21 protein-coding genes are annotated in these 25376 nt (G+C 67.1%); 20 read left to right on the top strand and 1 reads right to left on the bottom strand.

The window, feature by feature from the left end; genetic code table 11:
* From HGB10_05915 to fdhF, 14 genes are all read left to right on the top strand, one after another.
* The coding region (locus HGB10_05915; protein ID NTU71336.1) for a bifunctional methylenetetrahydrofolate dehydrogenase/methenyltetrahydrofolate cyclohydrolase at positions 1 to 223 on the top strand (223 nt) is incomplete at its 5' end.
* 13 nt (positions 224 to 236) lie between these two features.
* Positions 237 to 1184: an acetyl-CoA decarbonylase/synthase complex subunit delta gene (locus tag HGB10_05910; protein NTU71335.1), complete on the top strand. Its 948-nt coding sequence runs from the start codon at positions 237 to 239 to the stop codon at positions 1182 to 1184.
* 37 nt (positions 1185 to 1221) lie between these two features.
* Positions 1222 to 3174, top strand: coding sequence for an anaerobic carbon-monoxide dehydrogenase catalytic subunit (gene cooS, locus HGB10_05905; protein NTU71334.1), 1953 nt, complete (start codon positions 1222 to 1224; stop codon positions 3172 to 3174).
* Positions 3167 to 5350: a CO dehydrogenase/CO-methylating acetyl-CoA synthase complex subunit beta gene (cdhC, locus tag HGB10_05900; protein ID NTU71333.1), complete on the top strand. Its 2184-nt coding sequence runs from the start codon at positions 3167 to 3169 to the stop codon at positions 5348 to 5350. Before cooS ends, cdhC begins: the two co-directional genes overlap by 8 nt.
* Positions 5351 to 5392: 42 nt before the next feature.
* Entirely contained in the window at positions 5393 to 6739 is a 1347-nt protein-coding gene (locus HGB10_05895) for an acetyl-CoA decarbonylase/synthase complex subunit gamma (GenBank protein ID NTU71332.1), read from the top strand.
* A gap of 24 nt (positions 6740 to 6763) precedes the next feature.
* The gene (locus HGB10_05890) at positions 6764 to 8758 is read left to right on the top strand and encodes an FAD-dependent oxidoreductase (protein NTU71331.1); all 1995 of its coding nucleotides are present in this window, start codon (positions 6764 to 6766) and stop codon (positions 8756 to 8758) included.
* Positions 8755 to 9414: a hypothetical protein gene (locus HGB10_05885; protein NTU71330.1), complete on the top strand. Its 660-nt coding sequence runs from the start codon at positions 8755 to 8757 to the stop codon at positions 9412 to 9414. Before HGB10_05890 ends, HGB10_05885 begins: the two co-directional genes overlap by 4 nt.
* Entirely contained in the window at positions 9411 to 10292 is an 882-nt protein-coding gene (locus HGB10_05880) for a 5,10-methylenetetrahydrofolate reductase (GenBank protein NTU71329.1), read from the top strand. Before HGB10_05885 ends, HGB10_05880 begins: the two co-directional genes overlap by 4 nt.
* Positions 10202 to 11068, top strand: coding sequence for an AAA family ATPase (locus HGB10_05875; GenBank protein ID NTU71328.1), 867 nt, complete (start codon positions 10202 to 10204; stop codon positions 11066 to 11068). The genes HGB10_05880 and HGB10_05875 overlap by 91 nt, the downstream gene beginning before the upstream one ends.
* Before the next feature lie 19 nt (positions 11069 to 11087).
* A complete protein-coding gene (locus tag HGB10_05870; protein NTU71327.1) occupies positions 11088 to 11912 on the top strand; it encodes a dihydropteroate synthase in 825 nt (274 codons plus the stop codon).
* A 30-nt stretch (positions 11913 to 11942) separates the two neighbouring features.
* The gene (locus HGB10_05865) at positions 11943 to 12452 is read left to right on the top strand and encodes an NAD(P)H-dependent oxidoreductase subunit E (GenBank protein ID NTU71326.1); all 510 of its coding nucleotides are present in this window, start codon (positions 11943 to 11945) and stop codon (positions 12450 to 12452) included.
* Positions 12449 to 14251, top strand: coding sequence for a 4Fe-4S binding protein (locus HGB10_05860; GenBank protein NTU71325.1), 1803 nt, complete (start codon positions 12449 to 12451; stop codon positions 14249 to 14251). The genes HGB10_05865 and HGB10_05860 overlap by 4 nt, the downstream gene beginning before the upstream one ends.
* Positions 14252 to 14285: 34 nt before the next feature.
* On the top strand, positions 14286 to 14714 hold the full coding sequence (locus tag HGB10_05855; protein NTU71324.1) for a CBS domain-containing protein: 429 nt from the start codon (positions 14286 to 14288) through the stop codon (positions 14712 to 14714).
* Positions 14711 to 17434, top strand: a complete 2724-nt coding sequence (gene fdhF, locus HGB10_05850) for a formate dehydrogenase subunit alpha (GenBank protein ID NTU71323.1) — start codon at positions 14711 to 14713, stop codon at positions 17432 to 17434. The genes HGB10_05855 and fdhF overlap by 4 nt, the downstream gene beginning before the upstream one ends.
* Before the next feature lie 70 nt (positions 17435 to 17504).
* Here the strand turns inward: fdhF and HGB10_05845 are convergent, their stop codons facing one another.
* Positions 17505 to 17732 (bottom strand): phosphohydrolase, encoded by a 228-nt coding sequence (locus HGB10_05845; GenBank protein NTU71322.1) that lies wholly within the window; start codon positions 17730 to 17732, stop codon positions 17505 to 17507.
* A gap of 204 nt (positions 17733 to 17936) precedes the next feature.
* Between HGB10_05845 and HGB10_05840 the strand changes: the two genes are divergently transcribed.
* The 6 genes from HGB10_05840 (at position 17937) to ilvB (ending at position 25375) form a co-directional block, all read left to right on the top strand.
* On the top strand, positions 17937 to 18599 hold the full coding sequence (locus HGB10_05840) for a hypothetical protein (protein NTU71321.1): 663 nt from the start codon (positions 17937 to 17939) through the stop codon (positions 18597 to 18599).
* 72 nt (positions 18600 to 18671) lie between these two features.
* Positions 18672 to 19763: an isocitrate/isopropylmalate dehydrogenase family protein gene (locus tag HGB10_05835; protein NTU71320.1), complete on the top strand. Its 1092-nt coding sequence runs from the start codon at positions 18672 to 18674 to the stop codon at positions 19761 to 19763.
* A 22-nt stretch (positions 19764 to 19785) separates the two neighbouring features.
* Positions 19786 to 20967 (top strand): hypothetical protein, encoded by a 1182-nt coding sequence (locus tag HGB10_05830; GenBank protein ID NTU71319.1) that lies wholly within the window; start codon positions 19786 to 19788, stop codon positions 20965 to 20967.
* A 14-nt stretch (positions 20968 to 20981) separates the two neighbouring features.
* Positions 20982 to 21371: a DUF302 domain-containing protein gene (locus HGB10_05825; GenBank protein ID NTU71318.1), complete on the top strand. Its 390-nt coding sequence runs from the start codon at positions 20982 to 20984 to the stop codon at positions 21369 to 21371.
* A gap of 582 nt (positions 21372 to 21953) precedes the next feature.
* A complete protein-coding gene (ilvD, locus tag HGB10_05820; protein NTU71317.1) occupies positions 21954 to 23624 on the top strand; it encodes a dihydroxy-acid dehydratase in 1671 nt (556 codons plus the stop codon).
* On the top strand, positions 23621 to 25375 hold the full coding sequence (gene ilvB / locus HGB10_05815) for a biosynthetic-type acetolactate synthase large subunit (protein NTU71316.1): 1755 nt from the start codon (positions 23621 to 23623) through the stop codon (positions 25373 to 25375). Before ilvD ends, ilvB begins: the two co-directional genes overlap by 4 nt.
* The last annotated feature ends 1 nt before the right edge of the window (position 25376 follow it).

Genomic DNA, 25376 nt, shown 5'->3' with positions numbered 1-25376 from the left:
GCCCGAGATGGTCAAGGGCGACTGGCTCAAGCCGGGTGCGGTCGTCATCGATGTGGGCATCAACCGTACCGACGCGGGTTTGGTCGGAGACGTGGAGTTCGCTTCCGCGAGCGAGGTCGCCTCGGCGATCACGCCCGTTCCCGGCGGGGTCGGACCGATGACCATCGCCATGCTGCTCGAGAACACGCTCATCGCCGCGGCGCGCGCCGCGGGCCTGAAGTAGGAGAGGAGCCACCATGCCGTACCAGGATCCCACCGAGAAGCCTTCCGGACGCATCCGTGAGGCCACGCTCGGAACCGGCGCCGGCGCCGTGACCGTAGGCGGAGCCGCGGCGCTGCCGTTCTACGCGTTTGACGGCGAGCTGCCGCATCCGCCGACCATCGCGATGGAGGTCTTCGACGTCGTTCCCGATGGCTGGGCGACGGCGCTCACCGACGCGCTCGGCGACCTCATCGGCGATCCGGTGGCGTGGGCCAAGGCCAACGTCGACCGCTATGGCGCCGACATGGTGTGCGTCCAGCTTGCAGGCACCGATCCCAACGGCGCGAACCGCACGCCCGAGGAGGCCGCCGAGACGGTCGCGGCCGTCGTGGCAGCTGTCGACGTGCCGGTGCTCGTGTACGGCAGCGGCAACGCCGAGAAGGACGCCGAGGTGCTCAAGAAGGTCGCCGAGACGGTCACGACGACGCGTCTGGCGATCGGCTCGGCGACAGAGGACAACTACAAGCCGATCACGGCGGCGGCCATGGGCTACGGCCACTCGGTCATCGCCGAGACGCCGATCGACGTGAACATGGCCAAGCAGCTCAACATCCTGATGACACAGCTCGGCCTGCCCGCCGACCGCATCCTCATCGACCCGTCGGTCGGCGCGGTCGGCTACGGCGCCGAGTACGCCTACACGGTCATGGAGCGGTTGCGTCTGGCCGCGCTGAACCAGAACGACGACATGACGCAGATGCCGATGATCTGCAACCTCGGCAAGGAGGCGTGGCGCAGCAAGGAGGCGCGCGCGACCGAGGAAGAGGAGCCCGGCTGGGGCGACGCCGACAAGCGCGGCGTGCTCTGGGAGTCGGTCACCGCCATCACCCTCGCCGTTGCGGGCGCCGACATCCTCGTGATGCGGCACCCCGCGGCCGTCGAGACCGTCCGCAAAGCCGTCGCCGGTCTGTCGGCGTCGTGATGAAGCCCGCGACCGTGGCAGACCAAGGAGGTTTCCGATGACCGACGTGACCAAGGCGGGGCCAACGGACTTCACCGACTACTCCATCGACCCGACCGCCTCCGAGATGCTCAAGATCGCGGAGGACGCCGGTATCGAGACGGTGTTCTCGCGCTCCCGCACCATCACCCCGTGCTCCACCGGCGCGAACGGCGCCTGCTGCAAGCTGTGCGCGATGGGCCCCTGTCGGCTCATCGGCAAGCACGACCGCGGCGTGTGTGGCGCCGACCGGCCCACGGTCGCGGCGCGCAACTTCACACGTCAGGTCGCGGCAGGCACGGCCGCGCACTCCGATCACGGCCGCGACGTCGCGCTCGCACTGCACGCCATTGCGAGCGGCGAGATCGAGGGCGGCACCATCTCCGACCCGGTGAAGCTCGCGAAGGTCGCGGGTTACATGGGCATCGAGGCCGCCGGCAAGGACGTCAACGAGCTCGCGCTGGCGGTGTCCGAATGCGCGCTCGCGCAGTTCGGACAGCAGACCGGCGAGCTCATCGGCGTGAGCCGCGCTCCCGAGAAGCGCCAGAAGCTGTGGCGCGAGCTCGACGTCGTGCCGCGCGGCATCGACCGCGAGATCGTCGAGGCGATGCACCGCACGCACGCGGGCACCGATCAGAACTACAAGTCGCTGCTCGACGGCGCGATCAAGTGCGCGCTGGCCAGCGGTTGGGGCGGCTCGATGCTCGCCACCGACCTACAGGACGTGCTCTACGGCACGCCGCAGCCGGTCCGCAGCCAGGCGAACCTCGGCGTGCTCTCGGCAGACAAGGTCAACATCCTCATCCACGGTCACGAGCCGCTGCTCGCGTCCATGATCATCGACGCCACGCGCGAGCCCGAGATGATCGCGCTCGCCGAGACCGTCGGCGCCAAGGGCATCAACGTCGCCGGCATCTGCTGCACCGCCAACGAATCGCTCATGCGCAAGGGCGTGCCGCCCGCGGGCAACATGCTCCATCAGGAGCTCGCGGTGCTCACCGGCGCCGTCGAGACGATGGTCGTCGACGTGCAGTGCATCTTCCAGGGGCTGACCGAGGTCGCCTCGCACTTCCACACGAAGCTCGTCTCCTCGAGCCCGAAGGCCTGCATCGGCGACTCCGAGCAGATCATCGTCGACGAGCACAATCCGCGTGAGGCCGCTCGGGCGATCGTGAAGCAGGCCATCGAGAACTACCCCAACCGCGGCGACGTCCACATCCCCGACGTCTCCGAGCCGCTCGTCGCCGGCTTCAGCCACGAGTACATCCGCTACATGCTCGGCGGCAAGATGCGCGCCTCTCTCACCCCGCTCAACGAGAACATCGTCAACGGCCGCATCCGTGGCGTGGCCGCGATCGTCGGCTGCTCGAGCCCTCGGGCCCAGCAGGACTACGCTGTCGTCAACACGGTGCGCGAGCTCATCGCCAACAACGTGCTCGTGGTCGTCACCGGCTGCGCCGCCATCACGAGTGGCAAGCACGGCCTGCTCACCCCCGAGACGATGGCGTTCGCCGGCGAGACGCTCGCCGAGGTCTGCGAGACGATCGGCATCCCGCCGGTGCTCCACATGGGCAGCTGCGTGGACAACTCCCGCATCCTCACGGTGCTCGCCGACGTGGCGGCCACCGGCGGTTTGGGCGACGACATCGCGGGCCTGCCCGCCGTCGCGCTCTCGCCCGAGTGGTTCTCCGAGAAGGCGCTCGAGATCGCGACCTACGCGGTCGGCAGTGGCGTCCACGTCATCTTCGGCGGTGTCGGCTCACCGACCGCCAACAGCCCCGAGGTCACCGAGTACATGATCTCGGGCTGGACCGAGCGCTACGGCGGCAGCTTGCGCTTCATCGCCGAGCCGCAGGACATGGTCACGGCCACACTCGACCTCATCGACGGGGCACGCGCGGCGCTCAAGATCGACGTTCCCGCAGAGCGCGTGCTGTTCGACATGGACATGAGGAGGGAACTCAGTGTCTAAGATCATCGCTTCCGCGGCGATCCGCGGCGCACACAACATCTTCGCCAAGACCGAGGCCAAGCTCGATCGGGCCAAGGAGAGCTTCGGCGCCGATGCCGCGATCGAGCTCCCCAACACCGGCTACTACCTGCCGGTCATCTACGGCCTGACAGGCGAGAAGGTCGAGAAGCTCTCGGACATGGACCGCGTGCTCGCGTACGCCAAGGACCTGCTCCCCGAGGCGCCGTCGGAGAACCTGTGGCTGCCCTACCTCGGCACCACGCTCGACGCCGGTATCGCCACGCTGCTCTCCGAGGAGTGCCACGAGGCGCTCACCTACCTCGACAACGATCCGACACCCGTGACGGACCTGTGGCTTGGCGCCGCTGACGACGTCATCATGCGCGCCCGCGGCGTCGAGTTCGTCGACGGCTCGGCACCAGGTTTCGCTGCGGTCGTCGGTGCGGCGCCCGACAGCAAGACGGCCGTCAAGCTCGCCCGCGAGATGCAGGAGAAGATGCTCTATGTCTTCATGGCGGGCTCGGAGAACGGCACCTCGTTCGCGCAGCAGCTCGAGTCCGAGGGCGTGCAGCTTGGGTGGGACACGCGCCTGGTGCCCTTCGGCGACGAGGTCTACAGCCAGATCTACTCGCTCGGCTTCGCGACACGCGCCGCGATGGCGTTCGGCGGCGTGCAGCCGGGCGATTACGAGCGCATCCTGGCCTACAACAAGAACCGCATCTTCGCGTTCGTGCTCGCGATGGGCGAGGTCACCGACGAGTGGTACGCCACGGCGGCCGGCGCGATCAGCTACGGCTTCCCGACAATCTCGACCTCTGACATCCCGCAGATTCTTCCCACCGGTGTGTGCACTTACGAGCACGTGGTCAGCAACATCAGCTGCGACGACCTGGTGCAGAAGGCCATCGAGGTTCGCGGCCTGAAGATCAAGGTCGTCGACCTGCCGATCCCCGTGCCGTACGGTCCCGCGTTCGAGGGCGAGCGCGTTCGCAAGGAGGACACCTACGTCGAGGCCGGCGGACAGCGCACCACGGCGTTCGAGTTCGTGCGCACCCGTGATGCAGCCGACGTGGTCGACGGCAAGATCGAGGTCGTCGGTCCCGAGCTCGACGAGCTCGAGGAGGGGTCGCGCGTTCCGCTCGCGATCGTCGTCGACATCGCCGGGCGCAAGATGCAGGCCGACTTCGAGCCGGTCGTCGAGCGCCAGTTCCACCACCTCATGAACTTCGCAGAGGGCGTCCTGCACATGGGCCAGCGCAACCTCATCTGGATCCGCGTGAGCAAGACGGCCAAGGAGAAGGGCTTCAAGTTCCATCACCTCGGCGACATCCTGCGCGCCAAGATCCTCGACGAGTTCGAGGCGATCGTCGACAAGGTCCAAGTCACCATCTACACCGAGCAGGACAAGGTCGACGAGATGCTCGCCATCGCGCAGGAGTCCTACGACACGCGCGACGCGCGCATGGCGCAGCTCACCGATGACACGGTCGACGTCTTCTACTCGTGTTCGCTGTGCCAAAGCTTCGCACCGAGCCACGTGTGCGTGGTCACGCCCGAGCGTCTCGGACTGTGTGGTGCGTACAACTGGCTCGACGCCAAGGCGTCCAATCAGCTCAACCCGACCGGCCCCAACCAGCCCATCGAGAAGGGCGCCGTCGTCTCGACGCTCACCGGTGAGTGGGAGGGCGTCAACGCGTTCATCAAGGAGAAGTCCGGCGGGGCCGTCGAGCGCATGACGTGCTACTCACTCATGGACAACCCGATGACGAGCTGCGGCTGTTTCATGGCGATCATCGCGCTCATGCCCATGTGCAACGGCGTCATGATCGTCAACCGGGAGTTCCCCGGAATGACCCCCTCGGGCATGAAGTTCTCCACGCTCGCGGGCATGGTCGGCGGCGGCGTGCAGGCGCCCGGGTTCATGGGCATCGGCCGCGGCTACATCGCGTCCAAGAAGTTCATGTCGGCCGAGGGCGGCCTTGCCCGCATCGTGTGGATGCCCAAGGAGCTCAAGGAGGCCATGCGCGCGTCACTGACGCCCCGCATGGAGGAGATGGGCGACCCCGACTTTCTCGACAAGATCGCCGATGAGGCCGTCGGTGACTCCGAGGACGCCGTGCTCGAGTTCCTGACCACCGTGGGGCATCCCGCTCTCACGATGGACCCGATGTTCTAGAGAAGCGCCGACCAGTCGCTGACGATACGAAGGAGTTCCCCGATGGGCCTTTCCGGAATCGAGATCTTCAAGAGTCTGCCCAAGACGAACTGCGGTGACTGTGGCGTCCCCACGTGTCTCGCGTTCGCGATGAAGCTCGCGCAGGGTCAGGCGGAGCTCGCCTCGTGCCCCCACGTCTCGGACGAGGCGAAAGCCGCGCTGTCCGAGGCCTCCGCGCCGCCGATGCGCGCGGTCACGGTGGGCGTGGGCGACACCGCCTTCACCGTGGGCGAGGAGACGGTGCTCTTCCGCCACGACAAGACGTTCGTGCACCCGTGCGCGATCGGCGTGAGCGTGGATGCGGGTGCCGATGATGCCGCGATCGACGCGACCGTCGCCGCCGCGAACGCCGCCGACTTCGAGCGCGTCCAGCAGCAGTTGCGCTGCGGCTTCGTCGCGGTGCTCTCCAACGGCGACGCCGCGCGTTACGCGGCTGTGGTCGCTCGCGTGGCCGGGGCCACCAAGCTCCCGCTCGTGCTCATGTCCGAGGACCCGGCCGAGATCGAGGCGGTCATCGCTCCGATCGCGGCGAGCAAGCCGCTCATCTGCGCTGCGACCGAGGCCAACGCCGACGTGATGTTCGCGCTCGCCAAGACGCACGCGTGCCCCGTCGTGGTGCGCGCCAGCGGTCTGGCCGCCGTCTCGGCGCTCACCGAGAAGGCCACGGCAGCCGGCCTGACCGACATCGTCATCGACTCGGCTCCGGCGACACCCGCCGAGGCGCTTCGCGACCACGTCTTCGCTCGCCGCTCCGCCCTCAACAAGAAGTTCGCCGCCCTGGGCTACCCGGTCATCACCTTCCCGGGTGTGTTCGCGGGTGGGGACGATCTGCTCGAGGTCACGTACGCAGCGGTCGATCTGGACAAGTACGGCAGCATCATCGTGCTCTCGGGCGCCGAGCCGTGGCGGATGCTCCCGCTGCTCGTGCTGCGCCAGAACATCTACACCGATCCGCAGCGTCCCATGCAGGCCGAGGCCAAGATCTACGCGATCAACAACCCCGGTCCCGACGCGCCGTTCTTCATCACCACCAACTTCTCGCTCACGTACTTCATCGTCGCCGGCGAGATCGAGGGTGGGAAGATGCCCGCGTATCTCGGCATCGTGGAGTCCGAGGGCCTGTCGGTGCTGACGGCATGGGCAGCGGGTAAGTTCGTGCCCGAGCGCATCGCGAAGTTCATCAAGGAGTCCGGCATCACCGAGCAGATCTCGCATCGCGAGGTCATCATCCCCGGCGCCGTCGCGCAGATCAGCGGCGAGCTGCTCGAGGAGCTCGACGGCTGGAGCGTGACGGTCGGACCGTACGAGGCCGCCGATATCCCCGCGTTCCTCAAGCGCCGAGCCGGCTAGACGAACGACGACGGAACAGCGGCCATGAGCCCCCTGCCCGCAAGCGAGTACTTCGACATCGGCCCGGAGCCCCTCCGGCTCTTTCCGCCCTGCCGTTCGAAGTGCCCCATACATATCGACGTGCCCGGCTATCTCACGATGATCGCCGAGGGCCGCTATACCGAGGCGCTCCAGATCGTGCTCGATCGCAACCCGCTTCCCAGTGTGTGCGGTCGCATCTGCGTGCGCCCGTGCGAGGACGGCTGTCGACGCTGCAACGTCGACGACCCGCTGGCGATCGCGTCGCTCAAGCGCGCGGCCGCCGATTTCGGCTCGTACCCGGCAGCTCGTCCCGATCGGCCGCGTCCGGAGAGCATCGCCATCGTCGGCAGCGGCCCTGCAGGGCTTACCGCCGCGTTCGATCTCGCGCAGCGGGGCTTCCAAGTCACCATCTATGAGGCCAAGGACCGGCTCGGCGGGATGCTTCGTTACGGCATCCCCAACTACCGCCTGCCGGACAACGCGCTGGACAAGGACATCAACTACATCCTCGCGCACGGCGTGACAGTCGAGACCGGCGTCAAAGTCGGGACCGACATCACGCTCGACGAACTGCGCGCCAAGCACACCGCCGTGGTCCTGTCGGCGGGGCTTCAGGGTAGCCGCCCGCTGCCGATCCCCGGCGCAGATCAGCCACGCGTGCTCTCGGCGCTGCCGTTTCTGGAGGCGGCCGCCAACGGCGAGAAGCCCGAGATCGGCGAGCGCGTGGTCGTGGTGGGCGGCGGCAACGTCGCGATGGACGTCGCGCGCACCGCTCGGCGGCTCGGGGCCAAGCACGTCGACGTGAGCTGCCTCGAGAGCGAGGCCGAGATGCCCGCTTCCGAGGAGGAGGTGCACGAGGCGCGCCAGGAAGGCATCTCGCTGCACTGCTCGTGGGGTCCTGTCGAGGTCGCCTTGCACGAGGACGGCGTCTGCGGTCTGGATGTGAAGCGATGCGTCTCGGTGTTCGATGCCGAGAAGCGCTTCAGCCCGGTCTTCGACGACGCCGACATCAAGCGATTCGATGCCGACACGGTGATCTTCGCCACCGGCCAGTTCGCCGACGTCCGCGATATCGGCGTCGAGCTCTCGCCGCGCGGTGGCATCATCGCCGACGCCGAGAGCTGCGCGACGAACCTCTCGGGCGTGTACGCCGCCGGAGACGTCGTGACCGGTCCGAGCCGGGTCGTCGATGCGATCTCGGCGGGCCACCGCGTCGCGATGTGCATCGTGCGCGATCTCACCAACGACGCGCGGCCGCTCGCCGCACTCGACGAGGAGAGCCGCGTGCTGGGTTCGGTGCCGCAGTCGATGATGTCGAAGCTCGAGACGCGCAGGCGCGTGCAGATGGAGAAGCTCGAGTTCTACGAGGCCGTCGACACGTTCGACGAGATCGAGATGGGCTACACCGAGTATGAGGCCGCCCGAGAGGCGCAGCGCTGCCTTGGTTGCACCACGGGTGCTCGGCTGACGCGCGAGAAGTGCGCGTCGTGCCTCACATGCTTGCGCGTGTGTCCGCACAACGCGCCGGGCGTCAAGATCGGCGGCTTCCTCTACTTCGACGCCGAGACCTGCCACGCGTGCGGCGCATGCGTATCGCAGTGCCCCGCGCAGGCGATCAGCCTCGAGGGCCACTCGGACGCCGAGATGATGCTGCGCGTCGAGCGCCTCATGAACGACCCGGGCCTCGACACGACGCTCGCTTTCGCGTGCGGCTGCACGCCCAACCTGCCCGATATCCCCGGCGACGACGTGCGCACGCTGACCGTCACCTGTCATCTGCGTATCGCCGAGACCACCGCGCTCAAGGCGCTGCAGTCGGGTGCCAGCCGCATCGCCTTCGTTGGCTGCGTCGAGTCCAACTGCCGCTTCCCGCACGCCCGTAAGCTCGTCGCCCAGCGCGTCGAGCGCATACAGGACAAGCTGCGCCAGCTCGAGATGAGCAAGTCGCTCTACGTGCCGGCCGAGCGCACCGAAGACGAGGATGTGCACCTCAGATGATCGTCCTTCGACTCAAGCCGATCGCAGACATCCGCTCGATGGTCGAGCGCCATGCTCGCGTGCTCGTCGTGGGGTGCAACACCTGCGCGGCCGTGTCGCTCGCGGGCGGGGAGACCGAGGTCGAGACGCTCGTCGAGACGCTGCGCCTGGGTGCGTCGCGCTCGGCGTGCCAGACCGAGTACACCGGCGCGATGATCCAACGCCAGTGCGAGCCCGAGTTCGTCGACAAGCTCGAGGCCGGCGGTTACGACGCGGTGCTCTCGCTGGGGTGCGGCGCCGGCGTCGCGTTCCTCGCTAACACCGAGAGTGTCCCGGTCTACCCGGCGCTCGACACGCTGTTCATCGGCGCGGCGAAGGGGCATGCGAGCTGGCAGGCCGAATGCTCGGCGTGCGGCAGCTGCGTTCTCGGCGAGACCGCGGGCATCTGCCCAACGACGCGGTGCGCGAAGGGCATCATGAACGGCCCGTGCGGCGGCGTGAAAGACGGCCGCTGCGAGCTCGGTGACCGCGACTGCGCGTGGGTGCAGATCTACGACCGCCTCGACGAGCAGGGCCGAGGCGATGACTTCGACGGGCTCGGCAGCACCAAGGACAACTCGGTCAACTCGATGACCTGCGAGTGGGACATGAACGCCGACAGCGGGGGGTCGAAGTGACCCTCAAAGACGCGTTCGAGCGCGGCGAGTTCGTCGTCACCTCCGAGGTCGGGCCTCCCAAGGGCATCGATATCGCAGAGATGATGCACGCCGCCGAGAACATGAAGAGCCGCGTGCACGCGGTCAACGTCACCGATAACCAGGCGGCGGTCATGCGCCTCTCGACGATCGCGGCGTGCATCCACCTCAAGCAGGCCGGGCTCGAGCCAGTGCTGCAGGTCACGGGCCGCGACCGCAATCGGCTTGCGATCCAGTCCGACCTGCTCGGCGCTGCATCGTTCGGGGTCACGACCGTGCTCGCGCTCACCGGCGACCACGTGGTCGTGGGCGACCACAAGCAGGCCAAGCCGGTGTTCGATCTGGACTCGGTGCAGATCCTCGATGCGGTCGCGGCGCTCAACGCAGGTACCGACCTGATGGGCAACGACCTCAAAGGCGCGCCCGAGATCTTCGCCGGCGCCGTCGTCACGCCGGACTCCAACCCGATACGGCCCCAGCTCGCCAAGTTCGACAAGAAGGTGCGCGCCGGCGCGAAGTACTTCCAGACGCAAGCGGTCTACGACAAAGACAGCTTTCTGCGCTTCATGGAGCACGCTCGTTGTCGCGGCGCCAAAGTGCTCGCCGGCATCGTGGTGCTCCGCTCGGCGAGGATGGCGCGCTTCATGAACAAGAACATCCCGGGCATCGCGGTTCCGCCCGAGCTCATCAACGAACTCGAAGCATCGAAGGAGCCGGAAGCCACCGGCATCGAGATCGCCGCACGCTTCATCCGTGACACGCGTGACGCATGCGATGGCGTCCACATCATGGCAGTGGGAGCCGAGCACCTCGTGCCGAAGGTTCTCGACGCCGCCGGGATAGGGGAGGTCGGACAGTGAAGATCGCGATCTCGGGCAAGGGAGGCGTGGGCAAGACCACGCTCTCATCGAGCCTCGCGCGTATGTGGGTCGAGGAGGGCCGACGCGTCGTCGCGATCGACGCGGATCCGGACGCCAATCTCGCGGCCGCCCTCGGCGCCACGCCTGAGCAGACCGCCACGTGCGTGCCGCTCTCGCAGCAAGACGCACTCATCCTCGAGCGCACCGGCGCGGCTCCCGGCAAGGGCGGCATGTTCATCCTGAACCCGGACGTCTCCGACATCGTGGAGAAGTGCGGCATCGACGTGGGCGGCGTGACGCTGCTTCGCACCGGGACCGTCGAGCTGGGTGGTGGCGGGTGCATGTGCTCGGAGGGCACGTTCCTCAAGGCGTTCATGCGCCACCTGCTGCTCGACTCAGAAGACGTCGCGATCCTCGACATGGAAGCCGGCATCGAGCACCTGGGTCGCGGTACCGCGGAAGGCGTCGACGTGTTCATCGTCGTGGTGGAGCCGGGCATGCGCAGCGTGCAGACCGCACACGTCGTCCGCCAGCTCGCCGGCGACATCGGCGTGCGCGATGTCGTCGCCGTAGGCAACCGCGTCCGTGGCCCCGAGGACATCGCGTATCTGCGCGAGGTTCTCGGCGAGATCGAGCTCATCGGCACGCTTCCCGACAGCGATGCCGTCCGCCGAGCAGACCGCGACGGCGTCTCGCCGTACGGTACCGACCCCGAATTCTCCGAGGCACTGCGCACCATCGCATCCTCGCTCATCGCCCGTTCAGGCCGCGCGTAAGGACCAGAAGGAGTCTCACATGCTCGTCATCGGAGAGAAGATCAACATCATGAGCAAGACGATCGGACCGGCAATGAAGGAGCGCGACGCCGCCCCGATCGAGCGCATGGCGCACCTGCAGGTCGACGGTGGCGCCGACATCCTCGACATCAACCTCGGTCCGGCCACGAAGGGCGGCCCTGAGATGATGGAGTGGGTCGTTGGCGTCGTACAGAATGCCGTGCCCGAGACGCGCCTGTGCCTCGACACGATGAACCCCGAGGCGATGGAGGCCGGCCTGAAGGTCTGCAAGCTGCAGCCGGTCATCAACTCGACGTCGGCCGAGCGTGCTCGCCTCGAGACGTTCCTGCCGCTTGCCAAGACCTACGAGGCCGAGATCATCGGCTTGTGCATGACCGAGAAGGGCGTGTCGCGCGACGCCAACGAGCGCGTTGAAGCGGCGATGACGATCATGGCCGCGATGATGGAGTTCGACGTACCGCTTGACCGCGTCTACCTCGACCCGCTTCTGCTCCCCGTGGGCGTCGCTCAGCAGCAGGCCGTCGAGGCCGCCGAGGCGATCGCGATGTTCGGACACCTGAACGAGCCGCCGCTCAAGACCACGGTCGGCCTCTCGAATATCTACAATGGGTGCCCTGAGCACGTGAAGTCCCCGATGGCCGCTGCACTGCTCGCGATTCTCATCCCCGCAGGCCTGAGTTCGGCCATCATGGACCCCAACGACGAACTGCAGATGAAGGTGGCCCGCACCGCTCCGGCCGACTTGCAGCTCGACGAGGCGCTCGAGAAGACGATGGCGGTGCTCCGAAACGAGACGCTCTACTGCCACTCGTACCTCGATTAGTACGCCACCAGTGAGGAAGCCGGTCCTTTCGTGACGCACGATGCCTGCACATGTGAGCGCGACACCGAGGCGGTCGATCTGACCGCACTCGACGCTATCCTCGCGCGCCATGAGGCTGATTCGGGCGCCCTCATACCGGTGCTTCAGGAGGCTCAGCACGCCTACGGCTACCTGCCGCGGGCGGTTCTCGCCGCCATCGCGCATCGCCGCGACACCCCGTTCGCCGAGGTGTACGGGGTCGCGACGTTCTACTCGCAGTTCCACATGGCGCCGCGCGGCAAGGTCATCGTGCGCATCTGCACGGGTACGGCGTGTCACGTCGCGGGTGCGCCCGAGGTCATGCGCGCGATCGCCGATGAGCTCAACACCGACGTCGGCGCGACGTCGGAGGACATGCAGTTCACCATCGAGGCGGTGGCGTGTGTCGGGTGCTGCGGTCTGGCTCCGGTCGTCGTGGTCGACGAGCACCCCAACGGCCAGCTCGATTCGGGCAAGGCGCGCAAGCTCGCCAAGCAGCTGCTTCGCGAGGCGAAGTCGTGACGACGCCCACCGACACCATCGTTGCCGAGATTCGCGTCTGCGCCGGCTCAGGCTGCGTCGCCAACGGCTCGCTCGAGATCGCGGACCGCTTCGACGCTGCGATCGAGCAGGCCGGCGCCGCGGATCGATTCCGCGTGGTCCGCACCGGCTGCCACGGCCTGTGCGCGCTTGGCCCGGTCGTGGTCACCTCACCCGACGGCGTCTTCTACCCGAGCGTGAAGGGCAAGGTCGCCGAGGAAGTCGTGGCCGCGCTCATCGCGGGCACCGGGCCGGTCGAGGATGCGCTGTACCGCGGCGATGACGGCGAGCCGATCGTCCGCTACGCCGATGTGCCCTTCAACTCGCGTCAGCACCGCATCGTGCTGCGCAACTGCGGCGTCATCGACCCCGAGGACCTGGGCAGCGCGCTTGCAGCTGGCGCCTACGAAGGGTTGCGCGCCACACTCGAGCGCTCGACGCCGGAAGGCGTCATCAAGGAGATCCTCGATTCGGGTCTACGCGGCAGGGGAGGCGCGGGTTTCCCCACCGGCATGAAGTGGCAGCTGGCCCGTGCGAGCGAGGGCCCCAAGAAGTACATGATCTGCAACGCCGATGAGGGCGACCCCGGTGCGTTCATGGACCGAAGCGTGCTCGAGGGCGACCCGCACGCGGTGCTCGAGGGCATGGCGATCGCCGGCTTCGCGATCGGGGCCGACGAGGGCTACGTCTACGTCCGCGCCGAGTACCCGCTGGCGGTCAAGCGCCTGCGCAAGGCGATCGCGGATGCGACGGCGGCCGGGTATCTCGGCGAGGGACTGATGGGTACCGACTTCGCCTTCACGGTCAAGATCCGCGAAGGAGCGGGCGCGTTCGTCTGCGGTGAAGAGACAGCGCTCATGACCTCCGTCGAAGGTGGTCGAGGCATGCCTAGGCCGCGCCCGCCGTTCCCGACGACGTCGGGCCTGTGGGGTAAGCCGACGTGCATAAACAACGTCGAGACGCTCGCCAACGTCGCGTGGATCATGGGCCACGGCGCCGAGGCGTACTCGGCGTTCGGCACCGGCAAGTCGCGCGGCACCAAGGTCTTCGCGGTCACCGGCAAGGTCAAGCACAGCGGCCTGGTCGAAGTGCCGTTCGGACTGTCGCTCGACGAGCTCATCAACGGCGTCGGCGGCGGGTGTATCGGCGGGAAGCCGGCCAAGGCCGTGCAGATCGGCGGCCCGTCCGGCGGCTGCATCCCGGCAAGCATGTTCGACACGCCCGTGGAGTACGACGCGCTGATGGCCGCGGGTGCGGTCGTGGGCTCGGGCGGCATGGTCGTCGTCGACGAGACCACCTGCATGGTCGACCTCGCACGCTACTTCCTGGCGTTCACGCAGGAGGAGTCGTGTGGCAAGTGCGTGCCGTGCCGTATCGGCACGAAGCGCATGCTCGAGATCGTCACGCGCATCACCGAGGGTAAGGGTGAGCAGCGTGACATCGAGCTGCTCGAGCAGCTCGGCAGCGTGATCAAGAGCGCATCGCTGTGCCAGCTGGGCGGGACCGCTCCCAACCCCGTTCTCACGACGATCAAGTACTTCCGCGAGGAGTACGAGGAGCACATCGCCGAGAAGAAGTGTCGGGCGCATGCGTGCGCGGCGCTCTCCAACTACGTCGTTATCGCCGAGGCCTGCAAGGGCTGCGGCGTGTGCAAGAAGAACTGCCCCGCCGACGCCATCACCGGCGAGATCAAGGGTGTCTACAACATCAACTCCGAGAAGTGCATCAAGTGCGGTATCTGCGAGTCCAAGTGTCCGTTCGACGCCATCATCAAGGCGTGAGCGCGCCCATGGCCCGCGCGAAAGGGGAGCAAAGATGAAGGTTTCCGATCTCATGACCCGGCGTGTCGTCGACATGCCGTCCGATTCGAGTGTGGCCTCCGTCGCCAAGCGAATGCGCGACGAGCAGGTCGGCTCGGTGATTATCACCAAGGACGGCCACATGGTCGGGATCGTGACCGACCGCCAGATCACGCACACCGTGGTCGCCGACGGTGGGGATCCGACGACGGTCCACGTCTCGGAGATCATGTTCACCGACTTCGTGCCGCTCGAGCCCGATATGGATCTCTCGCAAGCGGTGCGCCTCCAGCGCGAACTCGCGATGCGGCGTCTGCCGGTCGTCGAGAACGGCAAGCCGGTCGGCATCCTGTCGGTCTCTGACATCGCGGCGTTCGCCAAGGAGCTCATCGACTGCGTGCTCGTCGAGGGCGAAGTGCGCGTGCTCAGGCGGGGCGGCAAGTGACCGAGCCGCTCACAACAGCCACGGTCACGCTGACCGTCGACGGTCGCAGCATCGCTGCGCGTGACGGCGCGAGCGTGCTCGAGGCCTGCCGAGAAGCGGGCGTCCACATCCCCACGCTCTGCCACGACCCGCGGCTCGAGCCCTTCGGGGCGTGCCGTCTGTGCGTCGTCCAGATCGAGGGCATGCGCGGCTTCCCGACGTCGTGCACCACGGCCGCGTCGGAGGGCATGGTCGTCACTACGAAGTCCGACGCGCTGCACTCCATCCGCTCGACCATCGTCGAGCTGCTGCTCTCGGACCACAAGATCGAGTGCCTCACCTGCGAGTCGAACGGCAAGTGCGGCCTGCAGGACGCCGCCTACGACCTCGGCATCGAGGCCGCGCGCTTCGAGGGCGAGCGCCACGAGTCCGGATGCGATGACGAGAACCCGCTCATCGCGCGCGACCTTTCGAAGTGCATCTCGTGCGGCCGGTGCGTACGCATCTGCCACGAGGTGCAGGGCTGCGACGTCTGGGGCTTCACCAATCGCGGGTTCGAGTCGGTGCCCAACACCGCGTTCGGGATGTCGATGCGCGAGGCGGGCTGCGAGTTCTGCGGCCAGTGCGTCTCCACCTGTCCCACCGGCGCGCTCACCGATCGGCTCAGCAGGTTTAAGGGGCGCCACTGGGAAGTCGAGTGGACCCGAACGACGTGTGGTTACTGCGGCGTGGGCTGCACCATCGAGTTCGCGACAAACGACGGCCAGGTTATCGGCGCACGCGCTCCGCTCGATGCCGGCCCCAACCACGGCAACCTGTGCGCCAAGGGCCGCTACGGGTGGAGCTTCGCGCAGCACCCCGACCGGCTCACGACGCCCCTCATCCGCCGCGACGGCGAACTCGTCGAGGCGACCTGGGACGAGGCGCTCGCGCTCGTGGCCGGTGAGCTCTCGCGCATCCGAGACGCGCATGGCGGCGATGCGGTCGCAGGGCTTGCCTCGGCGAAGTGCACGAACGAGGAGAACTACCTCTTCCAGAAACTGATGCGCGCCGGTCTCGGCACGCAGAACATCGACCACTGCGCCCGTCTTTGACACAGCTCCACGGTGGCCGGTCTGGCCGCAGCATTCGGGAGTGGCGCGATGACGAACTCGATCGACGACCTCGGTCAGGCCGAGGTGATCCTCGTCATCGGATCCAACACCACAGAAGCGCATCCGATCATCGGCATCGAGCTCAAGCGCGCTGCGATGCACGGGACGCGCGTGTTCGTGATCGATCCGCGCAGCATCCGGCTGGCGCGCCACGCCGAGAAGTGGCTGGCGGTCGAGCCGGGCGCCAACGTCGCGCTCATCAACGCGATGATGCGCGTGATCCTCGATGAGGGACTCGCCGACGAGGAGTTCATCGCGAAGCGCACGGAAGGCTTCGAGGCGGTGCGCGAGCTCGTGGCCGACTACGACATCGACGCTGCCGCCACGATCACCGGCATCAGCGTCGACGACATCCGCGAGGTCGCGATCGCGTACGGCTCGGCTGAGCGTTCGGCGATCGTCTACTCGATGGGCGTCACGCAGCACGAGAGCGGTACCGAGCAGGTCCGGGCGGTCGCCAACCTCGCGATGATGACCGGCAACATCGGCCGCCCAGGCACCGGCGTCAATCCGCTGCGTGGCCAGAACAACGTCCAGGGCGCCTGCGACCTCGCATGTCTCCCCAACTGCCTGCCGGGCTACCAGCCGCTCACCACCGACTCGGTGCTGCGCGCGTGTGAGCTGTGGGAGATGGAGCCCGAGCTGTCCGCCGAGCCGGGACTGACCCTCGTCGAGATGATGGACGCCGCACATGCGGGCTCGCTCAAGGCGATGTACGTGATGGGGGAGAACCCCGTCATCGCCGACCCCGATCAGGTCCACGTGCTCGAGGGACTCGAGGCGCTCGACTTCCTCGTCGTGCAGGACATCTTCATGACAGAGACCGCCTCGCTTGCCGACGTGGTGCTCCCTGCAGCGTCCTTCCTCGAGAAGGAGGGCACCTTCACCAACACCGACCGCCGCATCAAGCGTGCGCGCAAGGTCATCGACTCGCCCGGCGACGCGTTGCCCGATGGCGAGATCATCGTACGGCTCTCGCATCTGCTCGGCATCGACGACGAGTACGCATCGCCGTCCGAGGTGATGATCGAGATGTCGGCGTTCACGCCGCAGTACGGTGGCGTGAGCTACAAGCGGCTCGAGGCCGAGGGTGAAGTGCGCTGGCCCTGCCCCGACGACGACCATCCCGGCACGCCGATCCTGCACGCCGAGCGGTTCACGCGCGGCCTTGGCGAGTTCAAGGCGGTCGACTACCGGGTGCCGACCGACACCGTCAGTGCCGAGCGGCCGCTCATCCTGACGACCGGCCGCCAGCTGTGGAACTTCCACACCAACACGATGACCAAGCGCAGCGCGGGTCTGAGTGGGCTCAAGGACCGCGGTTACGTCGAGATCAGCAGGCAGGACGCAGCGGCCCGCGGCATCTGCGACGGTGACGCGGTCGAGGTCGTGGGCGAGCGCGGCACGGTGACCGCTCAGGCGAGCGTCGCCGAGCGGGGCGGACCGAAGACGGGCGTCGTGTTCATGGCGTTCCACTTCGCCGATGCCCCGGCCAACCTGCTCACAGGCACGACGCTCGATCCGAGCGCGAAGATCCCCAACCTCAAAGTGACGTCGGTGCAGGTGCAGAAGGTGGGGCGGGCGTAGGTCGTCGTCTGCGGCGGGTGCGCCGTGCGTTGGCCCGCGGCTGCATACAGCGTCGCTACGCTGGCGTCCGCTACTCGCTGTCGGGCCTCATCCCGCGCAGGATCGCGCAGTCTGCCGCCGCCGAGCACCAGTCGGCGCAGTTGTCGCCCCGGTCGCGCATTACCTTCTGGCCGCACGACTGGCACTTGCGGGAGCGCTCATCGGAGAAGAACTCGACCGCGTAACCGCAGACGGGGCAGGCGACATCCTCGGCGGTGAGGGCTCGGGCGTCCTGTCCGGGGCATCCTGCGACGGGCATGGTGATCCTCCGTGGTACAGCCGGTGCGGCGTGGTCGAAGTGGTCGCATCAGTGTATCGGCCGGAATCGACGGCGACACGCAGTGGTCGGTGGACGGGCGTTTGGGCAGCGTGTCTGGTATAATCTCGCGGCGCTCTTGCCGCGTCCGGCGAGAATCGCGCGGTTGCGCACGCACCGCGCCCACAACGACCACGGAGTTCATCCATGGCAGAGAAGAAGTTCGTCTTTTCAGCAGATGCCGACCGCGCCGATGTCGCGGAGAAGGCGCTGACCGACACAAAGATCCTCAAGCTCGTCGTCGATTCCCTGGCGGGCGATGACCGTCGTTCTCGGCAGGCGGCGGCAAGCGTCGTGCGCATCGTCTCCGAGACGAACGCCTCGCTGCTCAAGCCCTACGCTCCCGAGCTCACCGACGCGCTGCACCGCCCTGAGTCGCAGACCCGCTGGGAGGTGCTCTCCACCTTCGAGAAGCTCGTCGACGTCGACGCGCGTCTCGTGGACAAGGCGCTCGCCGGTGCGGAGACCGCGCTGCACGACGAGGAGTCCGGTGTCGTGAGACTCGCGGCGTTCAGGCTGCTGTGCACGTACGGTGCGACGACGTCACACCGCTCGGATCGCGTATGGCCGCTCATCGACGACGCCATCCGCTGCTACCACGGCGACGATGAGTTCCCGGCGATGCTCACCAGCATCATCATTCTCGTGACCGGCGGCGCATCCGACGCAGTGAAGACCGCCGCCGCCGAGCGCATGCTCTTCGACTCCGAGAACGGCAAGGGACTGCTCAAGCGCCGCGCTACAAGCATCGTCAAGGCCGCCCCCAAGAAGCGCGGTCGCAAGAAGCCCGCCGAGAAGCCTGCCGAGTAACGAGTATTCCGGCGTGCACACGCCTTATCACCGCACCGCCCAGACACTGCATCGACCAGGAGGAACCGCCGAATGACCAAGCACATCGTCACGCTCATCCCCGGGGACGGCATCGGCCCCGAACTGACCACCGCCATGACGCGTGTCGTTGAGGCCACCGGCGTCGATATCGCCTGGGAGATCGCCGAGGCGGGTAGCGACCAGATCGAGAAGTACGGCACTCCGCTGCCTGAGTCCACGCTCGACTCCATCCGCAAGAACAAGGTCGCCATCAAGGGCCCGATCACCACGCCCGTCGGCGGAGGTTTCCGCAGCGTGAACGTCGCGATCCGCAAGGAGCTCGACCTGTACGCCTGTCTGCGCCCGGCGTTCTCGATCGCGGGCTCGGGTGCGCGCTACGACGACATCGACATCGTCATCGTGCGTGAGAACACCGAGGACCTTTACGCCGGCATCGAGTTCGAGCAGGGCACCCAGGATGCAGCCGACCTCATCAAGTTCGCCGCCGATCGTGGTGCCGGCATCATTCGCCCCGACTCCGGCCTCTCGCTCAAGCCGATCTCGATCATGGGCACCGAGCGCATCGTGCGCTACGCCTTCGATTACGCCATCGCCAACGGCCGCAAGAAGGTCACGGCGGTCCACAAGGCCAACATCCTCAAGATGAGCGACGGCCTGTTCCTGAAGGTCGCCCGTCAGGTCGCCGAGGAGTACAAGGACTCCGGTATCGAGTTCGAAGACTACATCGTGGATGCCACCTGCATGCAGCTCGTGCTGCATCCCGAGTGGTGGGACGTGCTCGTGCTCCCCAACCTCTACGGCGACATCATCTCCGACCTCTCGGCCGGACTCATCGGCGGTCTGGGTATCGCGATGGGTGCAAATATCGGTACCGACTGCGCCGTCTTCGAGCCGGTGCACGGCTCGGCGCCCAAGTACACCGGCAAGGACATGGCCAACCCCACCGCCGAGATCCTCTCGGCGATGCTCATGCTCAAGCACCTCGGTGAAGTCGAGGCCGCCGATCGCGTCCTGAACGCCGTGCGCACGGTCATCGGCAAGGGCGAGAAGGTCACCTACGACATCAAGCGGTCGGTCACCGGCTCAACCAATGGCTGTGTGGGCACGCAGGCGTATGCCGACGCGCTCATCGAGGCCCTCTAGGTTCGGACCGGGAGGGCAGGCCGTGACCGCAACCCGAGCACCCCGCGACCGCGAGAGGATGCTGCACATCGCCGCGATCGCCGGCGCTGCGGTCCTCGCGCTGTCGATGGTGGGCGCAGCGGCGTGGGCGCTCACTCGGCCGGCGCCACCGGGTTCGCTGCCCGCCGAGACCACCGCGACGGCCGATGCGAGCGCGACGGTCGCCACGGCCGCCCCCGTGCCAGGCGGTGCCATGGTGGGGACGGGCGGTGTCGTCCCCGGCGGCTCATCGGCCGTGACGACCGGCACGGCGCCAGGGGCGCCGCTCGCCGCCGCGCATCGGATCGCGTTCCACATCGGGACGACGCTGTACGTCTCTGACGCTGCGGGCAAGAACAAGCGCCCGATGCACGTCGTCGGCACCAACTACGCCGTCTCGCCCGATGGCGTCACCGTCGCAGCCGTCGAGTCGGGCAAGCTGCTGATCGCCAACGTAGGTGAGCACCTGCTCGCCACGTCAGCGCTTACGCCGGGCCTCTCGGCAGAAGCAGCACCGCCGGTCTGGGCGCCGGACTCCTCGGCGGCCTACGTTCTTCGCACCGACTCTGACGGCGTGCCCAGCGTGTGGCGCGTCGATCGCAGAACGTTCTCTGCCACTCGTGTGCGGGCTGGCGCGGGGGTCGCGATATCGCCCGATGGACGCACGATCGTGGTGCTGCCCAACGAGGACTCGACCAAGCGCGCACTCTCCGTGCAGGTATCCGGTGGCACCTGGAAGTCGATTCCGATCGGCCAGGGCGACCCGATCGCACTGGCTGCGAGCAACAGCCGCATCTACGCATCCATCGTCACCACCTCGGGCGTTCCCGAGATATGGTCGTATGCGGTCGAGGGTACGGGTAAGTCGCGCATCGTGGGGGCCTCGGTCGTCGGGAGTGCCTCGGTCACGTTCGGCGAGATGATCGTGTCACCCGACGGCAGCAAGCTGCTGTTCGCTGCCGACGGCGATGACGGCTACTCGCGGTTGTGGCTCGTGCCGACCGCAGGCGGTAAGTCGGTCGCGCTGAGCGGGCGGCGCGATGGGTATGCAGTGAGTTGGACCCGCGACAGCGCGTACGTGCTGTTCATCGATGGCAACGCGTTCCAAGGGCAGACGACGTCGCTCATGCGGTGCGACCTCAAGGGCTCCAGACGCACGACGCTCGTCGGCTCGGCCACACTCTGACAACGGAGGCACACATGCAGCTCGACTACACCGTTCCCACGAGCAAGTCGCACGAGGAAGCCGTTCAGGCCGTCGTGGACGCAGCGCAGGCCAACGGGTTCTCGGTGCCGTTCGTCAATCGCCTCTCCAAGACACTCTCCGATAAGGGCTTCGTGCGTGAGGCGACCACGATCATCGAGATGTGCAACGCCAAGCACGCCGCGGCTGTGCTCGAGCGCGACGTCAAGATCGGCCTGATGTTCCCGTGTCCGGTGCTCGTCTACAACGAGAACGGCGCCGTGTTCGTCACCACCATGCGCCCGTCGCTCATCGGCTCGTTCTATCCTGAAGCCGGCATCGATGTGATCGCCGATGAGGTCGAGACGGCTATCCTCGCCATCGTCGACGAGGCCGCTGCCAGCTAGTTCGCCGCTCCCGTCACGCTATCGCCCGCTCGCGGGCCGAGCTGCTCCGATGGCGTTTCAATGGTGTTTCCCGAGGTTGCCGCGTTGCGGGCCTTGCGTTAGTATCCGAACCCAACCGAACAGCGCAATCAGGCGTTGACGGGGACAGTAGAGGCCAATCCTCGCTATCAGAGAACCGGGTCACGGTGGAAGCCCGGTGCAGGACGCTTCGAATCTCGCCCCTGAGCCATCCGGTAGAACGGTCCGGGCCCGTTACGCGAACGACCTTCGCAGGGTTCGGAACAAGTAGGCCGGGTCGGTGGCATCCGTTACCTGCCGTACGAGTGGGCGTCCGCTTCGCTGTTTCGTCGCATGCCGCGCGATCCAGCCGAGAGACCCGGACGCCAAGCGGGGTGGTACCGCGGAAGCAGTGGCTTTCGTCCCGGCACGGGGCGTTGTGCTGCGCTTATCCGCGGTTTCGTCGTCTTGTGACCCCCTCGCTTCAGTTCTCGACGTGTCGTCAGCGCCCTGTGCGTATGGCGGGCGTTCACGCACCCGTGCGGCCGGAAGCGCGCCGCCTACCCGCAATGGGAAGGGCAAGGCATGACGCTGAACAGCGACCGCATGAAGGGTGGCCTCTCCAAGGCACCTCACCGAAGCCTGCTCAAGGCCGACGGATTGACCGATGAGGAGATCAATCGGCCTCTTGTCGCAGTCATCAACTCGCGAAACGACATCATTCCCGGTCACCTGATGCTCGACAAGATCGGCGACGCGGTGAAGACCGGCGTCATCATGGGCGGCGGCACGCCGTTCGAGATCTCGACCATCGGCGTGTGCGACGGCATCGCGATGAACCACGCCGGCATGCGCGCGAGCCTGCCGAGTCGCGAGGTCATCGCCGACAGCGTCGAGCTTGCCGTCTCGGCGCACGCGTTTGACGCGGTCGTGCTCATCCCCAACTGCGACAAGGTCATCCCGGGCATGCTCATGGCTGCCGCGCGGCTCGATCTTCCCACCGTCGTCATCTCGGGTGGACCGATGCTCGCCGGCAGGGGCCCCAAGGGCGAAGCCGTCGACCTCGACACCGTGTTCACTGCGGTGGGCAAGGTCACGAGCGGTCAGATGTCGGCCGAGGACCTGCTCGACCTCGAAGAGCATGCCTGCCCCACGTGCGGCAGCTGCGCCGGACTGTTCACCGCCAACTCGATGAACTGCCTGGTGGAGGCGATCGGCATCGGCCTGCCGGGCAACGGCACCATCCCCGCCGTCTACTCGGAGCGCATTCGCCTGGCGAAGAAGGCCGGCATGCGCGTCATGGAGCTGCATGCGGCAGGAGTGACGGCTCGGCAGATCATGACCGCCGACGCCGTCAAGAACGCGATGACGCTCGACATGGCGTTCGGCGGCTCAAGCAACACCGTGCTGCACCTCACGGCGATCGCGCACGAGGCGAATGCCGACGTGACGCTCGATGACTGGGCGGCCGTCTCGGCCAAGACGCCGAATCTCGTGCGCATCAGCCCGGCGAGCAACCTGCACATGGAAGACCTTCACGTGGTTGGCGGCATCCCAACGATCATGCGTGAGCTCGACAAGCGCGGGCTGATCGAGCGCGATGCGATGACGGTCAATGGCCAGACGATGGGGCAGATCACCGACGCGGCGCGTGAAGCCGATGGGACCGTCGTGCACACGCTCGACAACGCCTACTACCCCGAGGGCGGCCTGCGCGTACTGCGCGGCAACCTTGCGCCCGACGGCGCGGTCGTCAAGCAGTCGGCGGTGCCCAAGGAGATGCGCGTGACGACCGGTCCGGCCCGCGTCTTCGAGACCGAGGAGAGCGCGGTTGCGGCGATTCTCGGCGGGGATGTGAAGCCCGGCGACATCATCGTCATCCGCTACGAGGGCCCCAAGGGCGGCCCCGGTATGCGCGAGATGCTCACGCCCACCTCGGCGATCGCCGGGATGCCCGCGCTCGCGACGAGCTGCGCGCTCATCACCGACGGCCGCTTCTCGGGCGCGACGAAGGGCCCGGCCGTGGGTCACGTTTCGCCGGAAGCCGCGGCCGGCGGCCCGATCGCGCTGGTCGCCGAGGGTGACTCGATCACCGTCGACATCGATTCCGCGACGCTCACGCTCCACGTCGCCGAGGAGGAGCTCGTTGCGCGCAAGGCCGCGTGGCAGGCTCCTGAGCCTCGGGTGACGACCGGCGTGCTCGCGCGCTACGCAAAGTTGGTTTCGAGTGCTGATAAGGGGGCGGTGCTGTCATGAGTGAACGCATCACCGGCGCCGAAGCTCTCGTGCGATGTCTCGAGGCCGAAGGCGTGGACACGCTCTTCGGCTATCCGGGAGGTGTCGCGCTGCCGATCTTCGACGCCCTGTACGACAGCAAGCAGATACGGACGATCCTGCCGCGCCACGAACAGGGCGTCGTTCACGCATCCGATGGCTACGCGCGTGCCACCGGGCGCATCGCTCCGGCGCTCGTGACGAGCGGTCCGGGCGCGACCAACACCATCACGGGACTCGCGAACGCCTACATGGACTCGATCCCCATGGTGGTCTTCACCGCGCAGGTCTCGCAGGCGGTGCTCGGAACCGACGCGTTCCAGGAGTCCGACATCACCGGCATCACGCTGCCGATCACCAAGCACAACTACCTGGTCAAGGATCCGGCCGACCTGCCGGCGGTCATCAAGGAGGCGTTCCACATCGCCTCGACCGGCCGTCCCGGCCCGGTGCTCATCGACCTTCCCATCGACGTCAGCCGAGGCGAGCTGGACTTCGAGTATCCCGAGACGGTGCACCTGCCTGGCTACAAGCCCACCACCAAGGGCCACAGCCGCCAGATCAAGCAGGCCGCCGGCCTCATCGCCAAGGCGCGCAGGCCGCTTCTGTACGCCGGTGGCGGCGTGCTCGCCGGCGAGGGCACCAAGGAGCTCAAGGAACTCGCCGAGCTCATGCAGATACCCGTCGTCACGACGCTTATGGGCAAGGGCGCCTTCCCGGAGGACCACCACCTTTGGATCGGCATGCCCGGCATGCACGGCGCGAAGTACACCAACTACACGATCACCGAGACCGACCTGCTCATCGCGGTGGGTGTGCGCTTCGACGACCGCGTGACCGGCAAGCTCTCGAGTTTCGCGAGCAAGGCCAAGATCATCCACATCGACGTCGACCCCGCCGAGATCGGCAAGAACAAGGCCGTCGACGTGCCCATCGTGGGCGATGCCAAGCCCATCCTCGCCGGCCTCGTGGGCGAGCTGCGCAAGTCGGCGGCCGACCCCAAGACCGAGGCGTGGGTGCGCGCGATCGACGACTGGCGCAAGCAGTTCCCGCTGCACTACCACACGGTCGAGGGCCACATCGCTCCCGAGACGGTCGTGCAGGTCATCGACAAGCTCACCATGAAGCAGAAGCGGGTCATCTGCACCGAGGTCGGACAGAACCAGATGTGGGCGTGCCAGTACACCCACCTCACCGAGCCGCGCACCTGGGTCTCATCGGGAGGTCTGGGCACGATGGGCTTTGGTCTGCCGGCCGCGATGGGCGCCGCAGTCGGTCGACCCGACCATCTCGTCATCGACATCGCCGGTGACGGCTCGATCCAGATGAACAGCCAGGAGATGGCGACCTGCAAGATCAACGACATCCCGGTCAAGGTCGTCATCCTCAACAACGGCTACCTGGGCATGGTGCGCCAGTGGCAGGAGCTGTTCTACGATCGCCGCTACGCCTCGTCGGTGCTCGATCAGATGTGCCCCGACTTCGTGAAGCTCGCCGATGCGTATGGCTGGAAGGGCTACCGGATCACCGACCCCGCCGATCTCGAGAAGACGCTGAAGAAGGCGCTCGCCGAGGATGGCCCGGTCATGATCGACGTGCACGTCGAGCGCGAGGAGTGCGTGTTCCCGATGGTCGCCCCGGGCGGCTCGATCGACGAGATGCTCGGCGGTGTTCCAGGAGCGCCGGTATCTGACATGCTCGATGACGACCTGCTTGAGGAGGTGTGGGAGTAAC

The sequence above is a fragment of the Coriobacteriia bacterium genome (genome assembly GCA_013334745.1).
Lineage (GTDB): Bacteria > Actinomycetota > Coriobacteriia > Anaerosomatales > JAAXUF01 > JAAXWY01.
The sequence above is the reverse complement of the archived record's forward strand: the minus strand, read 5'-3'. Positions and strand labels throughout refer to the sequence as shown.

What these genes read in the sequence shown, in the direction of transcription:
- HGB10_05910 (NTU71335.1), top strand. Translation starts at nt 237, where the DNA reads ATGCCGTACCAGGATCCCACCGAGAAGCCTTCCGGACGCATCCGTGAG.
- cooS (NTU71334.1), top strand. Translation starts at nt 1,222, where the DNA reads ATGACCGACGTGACCAAGGCGGGGCCAACGGACTTCACCGACTACTCC.
- HGB10_05895 (NTU71332.1), top strand. Translation starts at nt 5,393, where the DNA reads ATGGGCCTTTCCGGAATCGAGATCTTCAAGAGTCTGCCCAAGACGAAC.
- HGB10_05890 (NTU71331.1), top strand. Translation starts at nt 6,764, where the DNA reads ATGAGCCCCCTGCCCGCAAGCGAGTACTTCGACATCGGCCCGGAGCCC.
- HGB10_05885 (NTU71330.1), top strand. Translation starts at nt 8,755, where the DNA reads ATGATCGTCCTTCGACTCAAGCCGATCGCAGACATCCGCTCGATGGTC.
- HGB10_05875 (NTU71328.1), top strand. Translation starts at nt 10,202, where the DNA reads ATGCGATGGCGTCCACATCATGGCAGTGGGAGCCGAGCACCTCGTGCC.
- HGB10_05870 (NTU71327.1), top strand. Translation starts at nt 11,088, where the DNA reads ATGCTCGTCATCGGAGAGAAGATCAACATCATGAGCAAGACGATCGGA.
- HGB10_05855 (NTU71324.1), top strand. Translation starts at nt 14,286, where the DNA reads ATGAAGGTTTCCGATCTCATGACCCGGCGTGTCGTCGACATGCCGTCC.
- HGB10_05845 (NTU71322.1), bottom strand. Translation starts at nt 17,732, where the DNA reads ATGCCCGTCGCAGGATGCCCCGGACAGGACGCCCGAGCCCTCACCGCC.
- HGB10_05840 (NTU71321.1), top strand. Translation starts at nt 17,937, where the DNA reads ATGGCAGAGAAGAAGTTCGTCTTTTCAGCAGATGCCGACCGCGCCGAT.
- HGB10_05835 (NTU71320.1), top strand. Translation starts at nt 18,672, where the DNA reads ATGACCAAGCACATCGTCACGCTCATCCCCGGGGACGGCATCGGCCCC.
- HGB10_05825 (NTU71318.1), top strand. Translation starts at nt 20,982, where the DNA reads ATGCAGCTCGACTACACCGTTCCCACGAGCAAGTCGCACGAGGAAGCC.
- ilvD (NTU71317.1), top strand. Translation starts at nt 21,954, where the DNA reads ATGACGCTGAACAGCGACCGCATGAAGGGTGGCCTCTCCAAGGCACCT.
- ilvB (NTU71316.1), top strand. Translation starts at nt 23,621, where the DNA reads ATGAGTGAACGCATCACCGGCGCCGAAGCTCTCGTGCGATGTCTCGAG.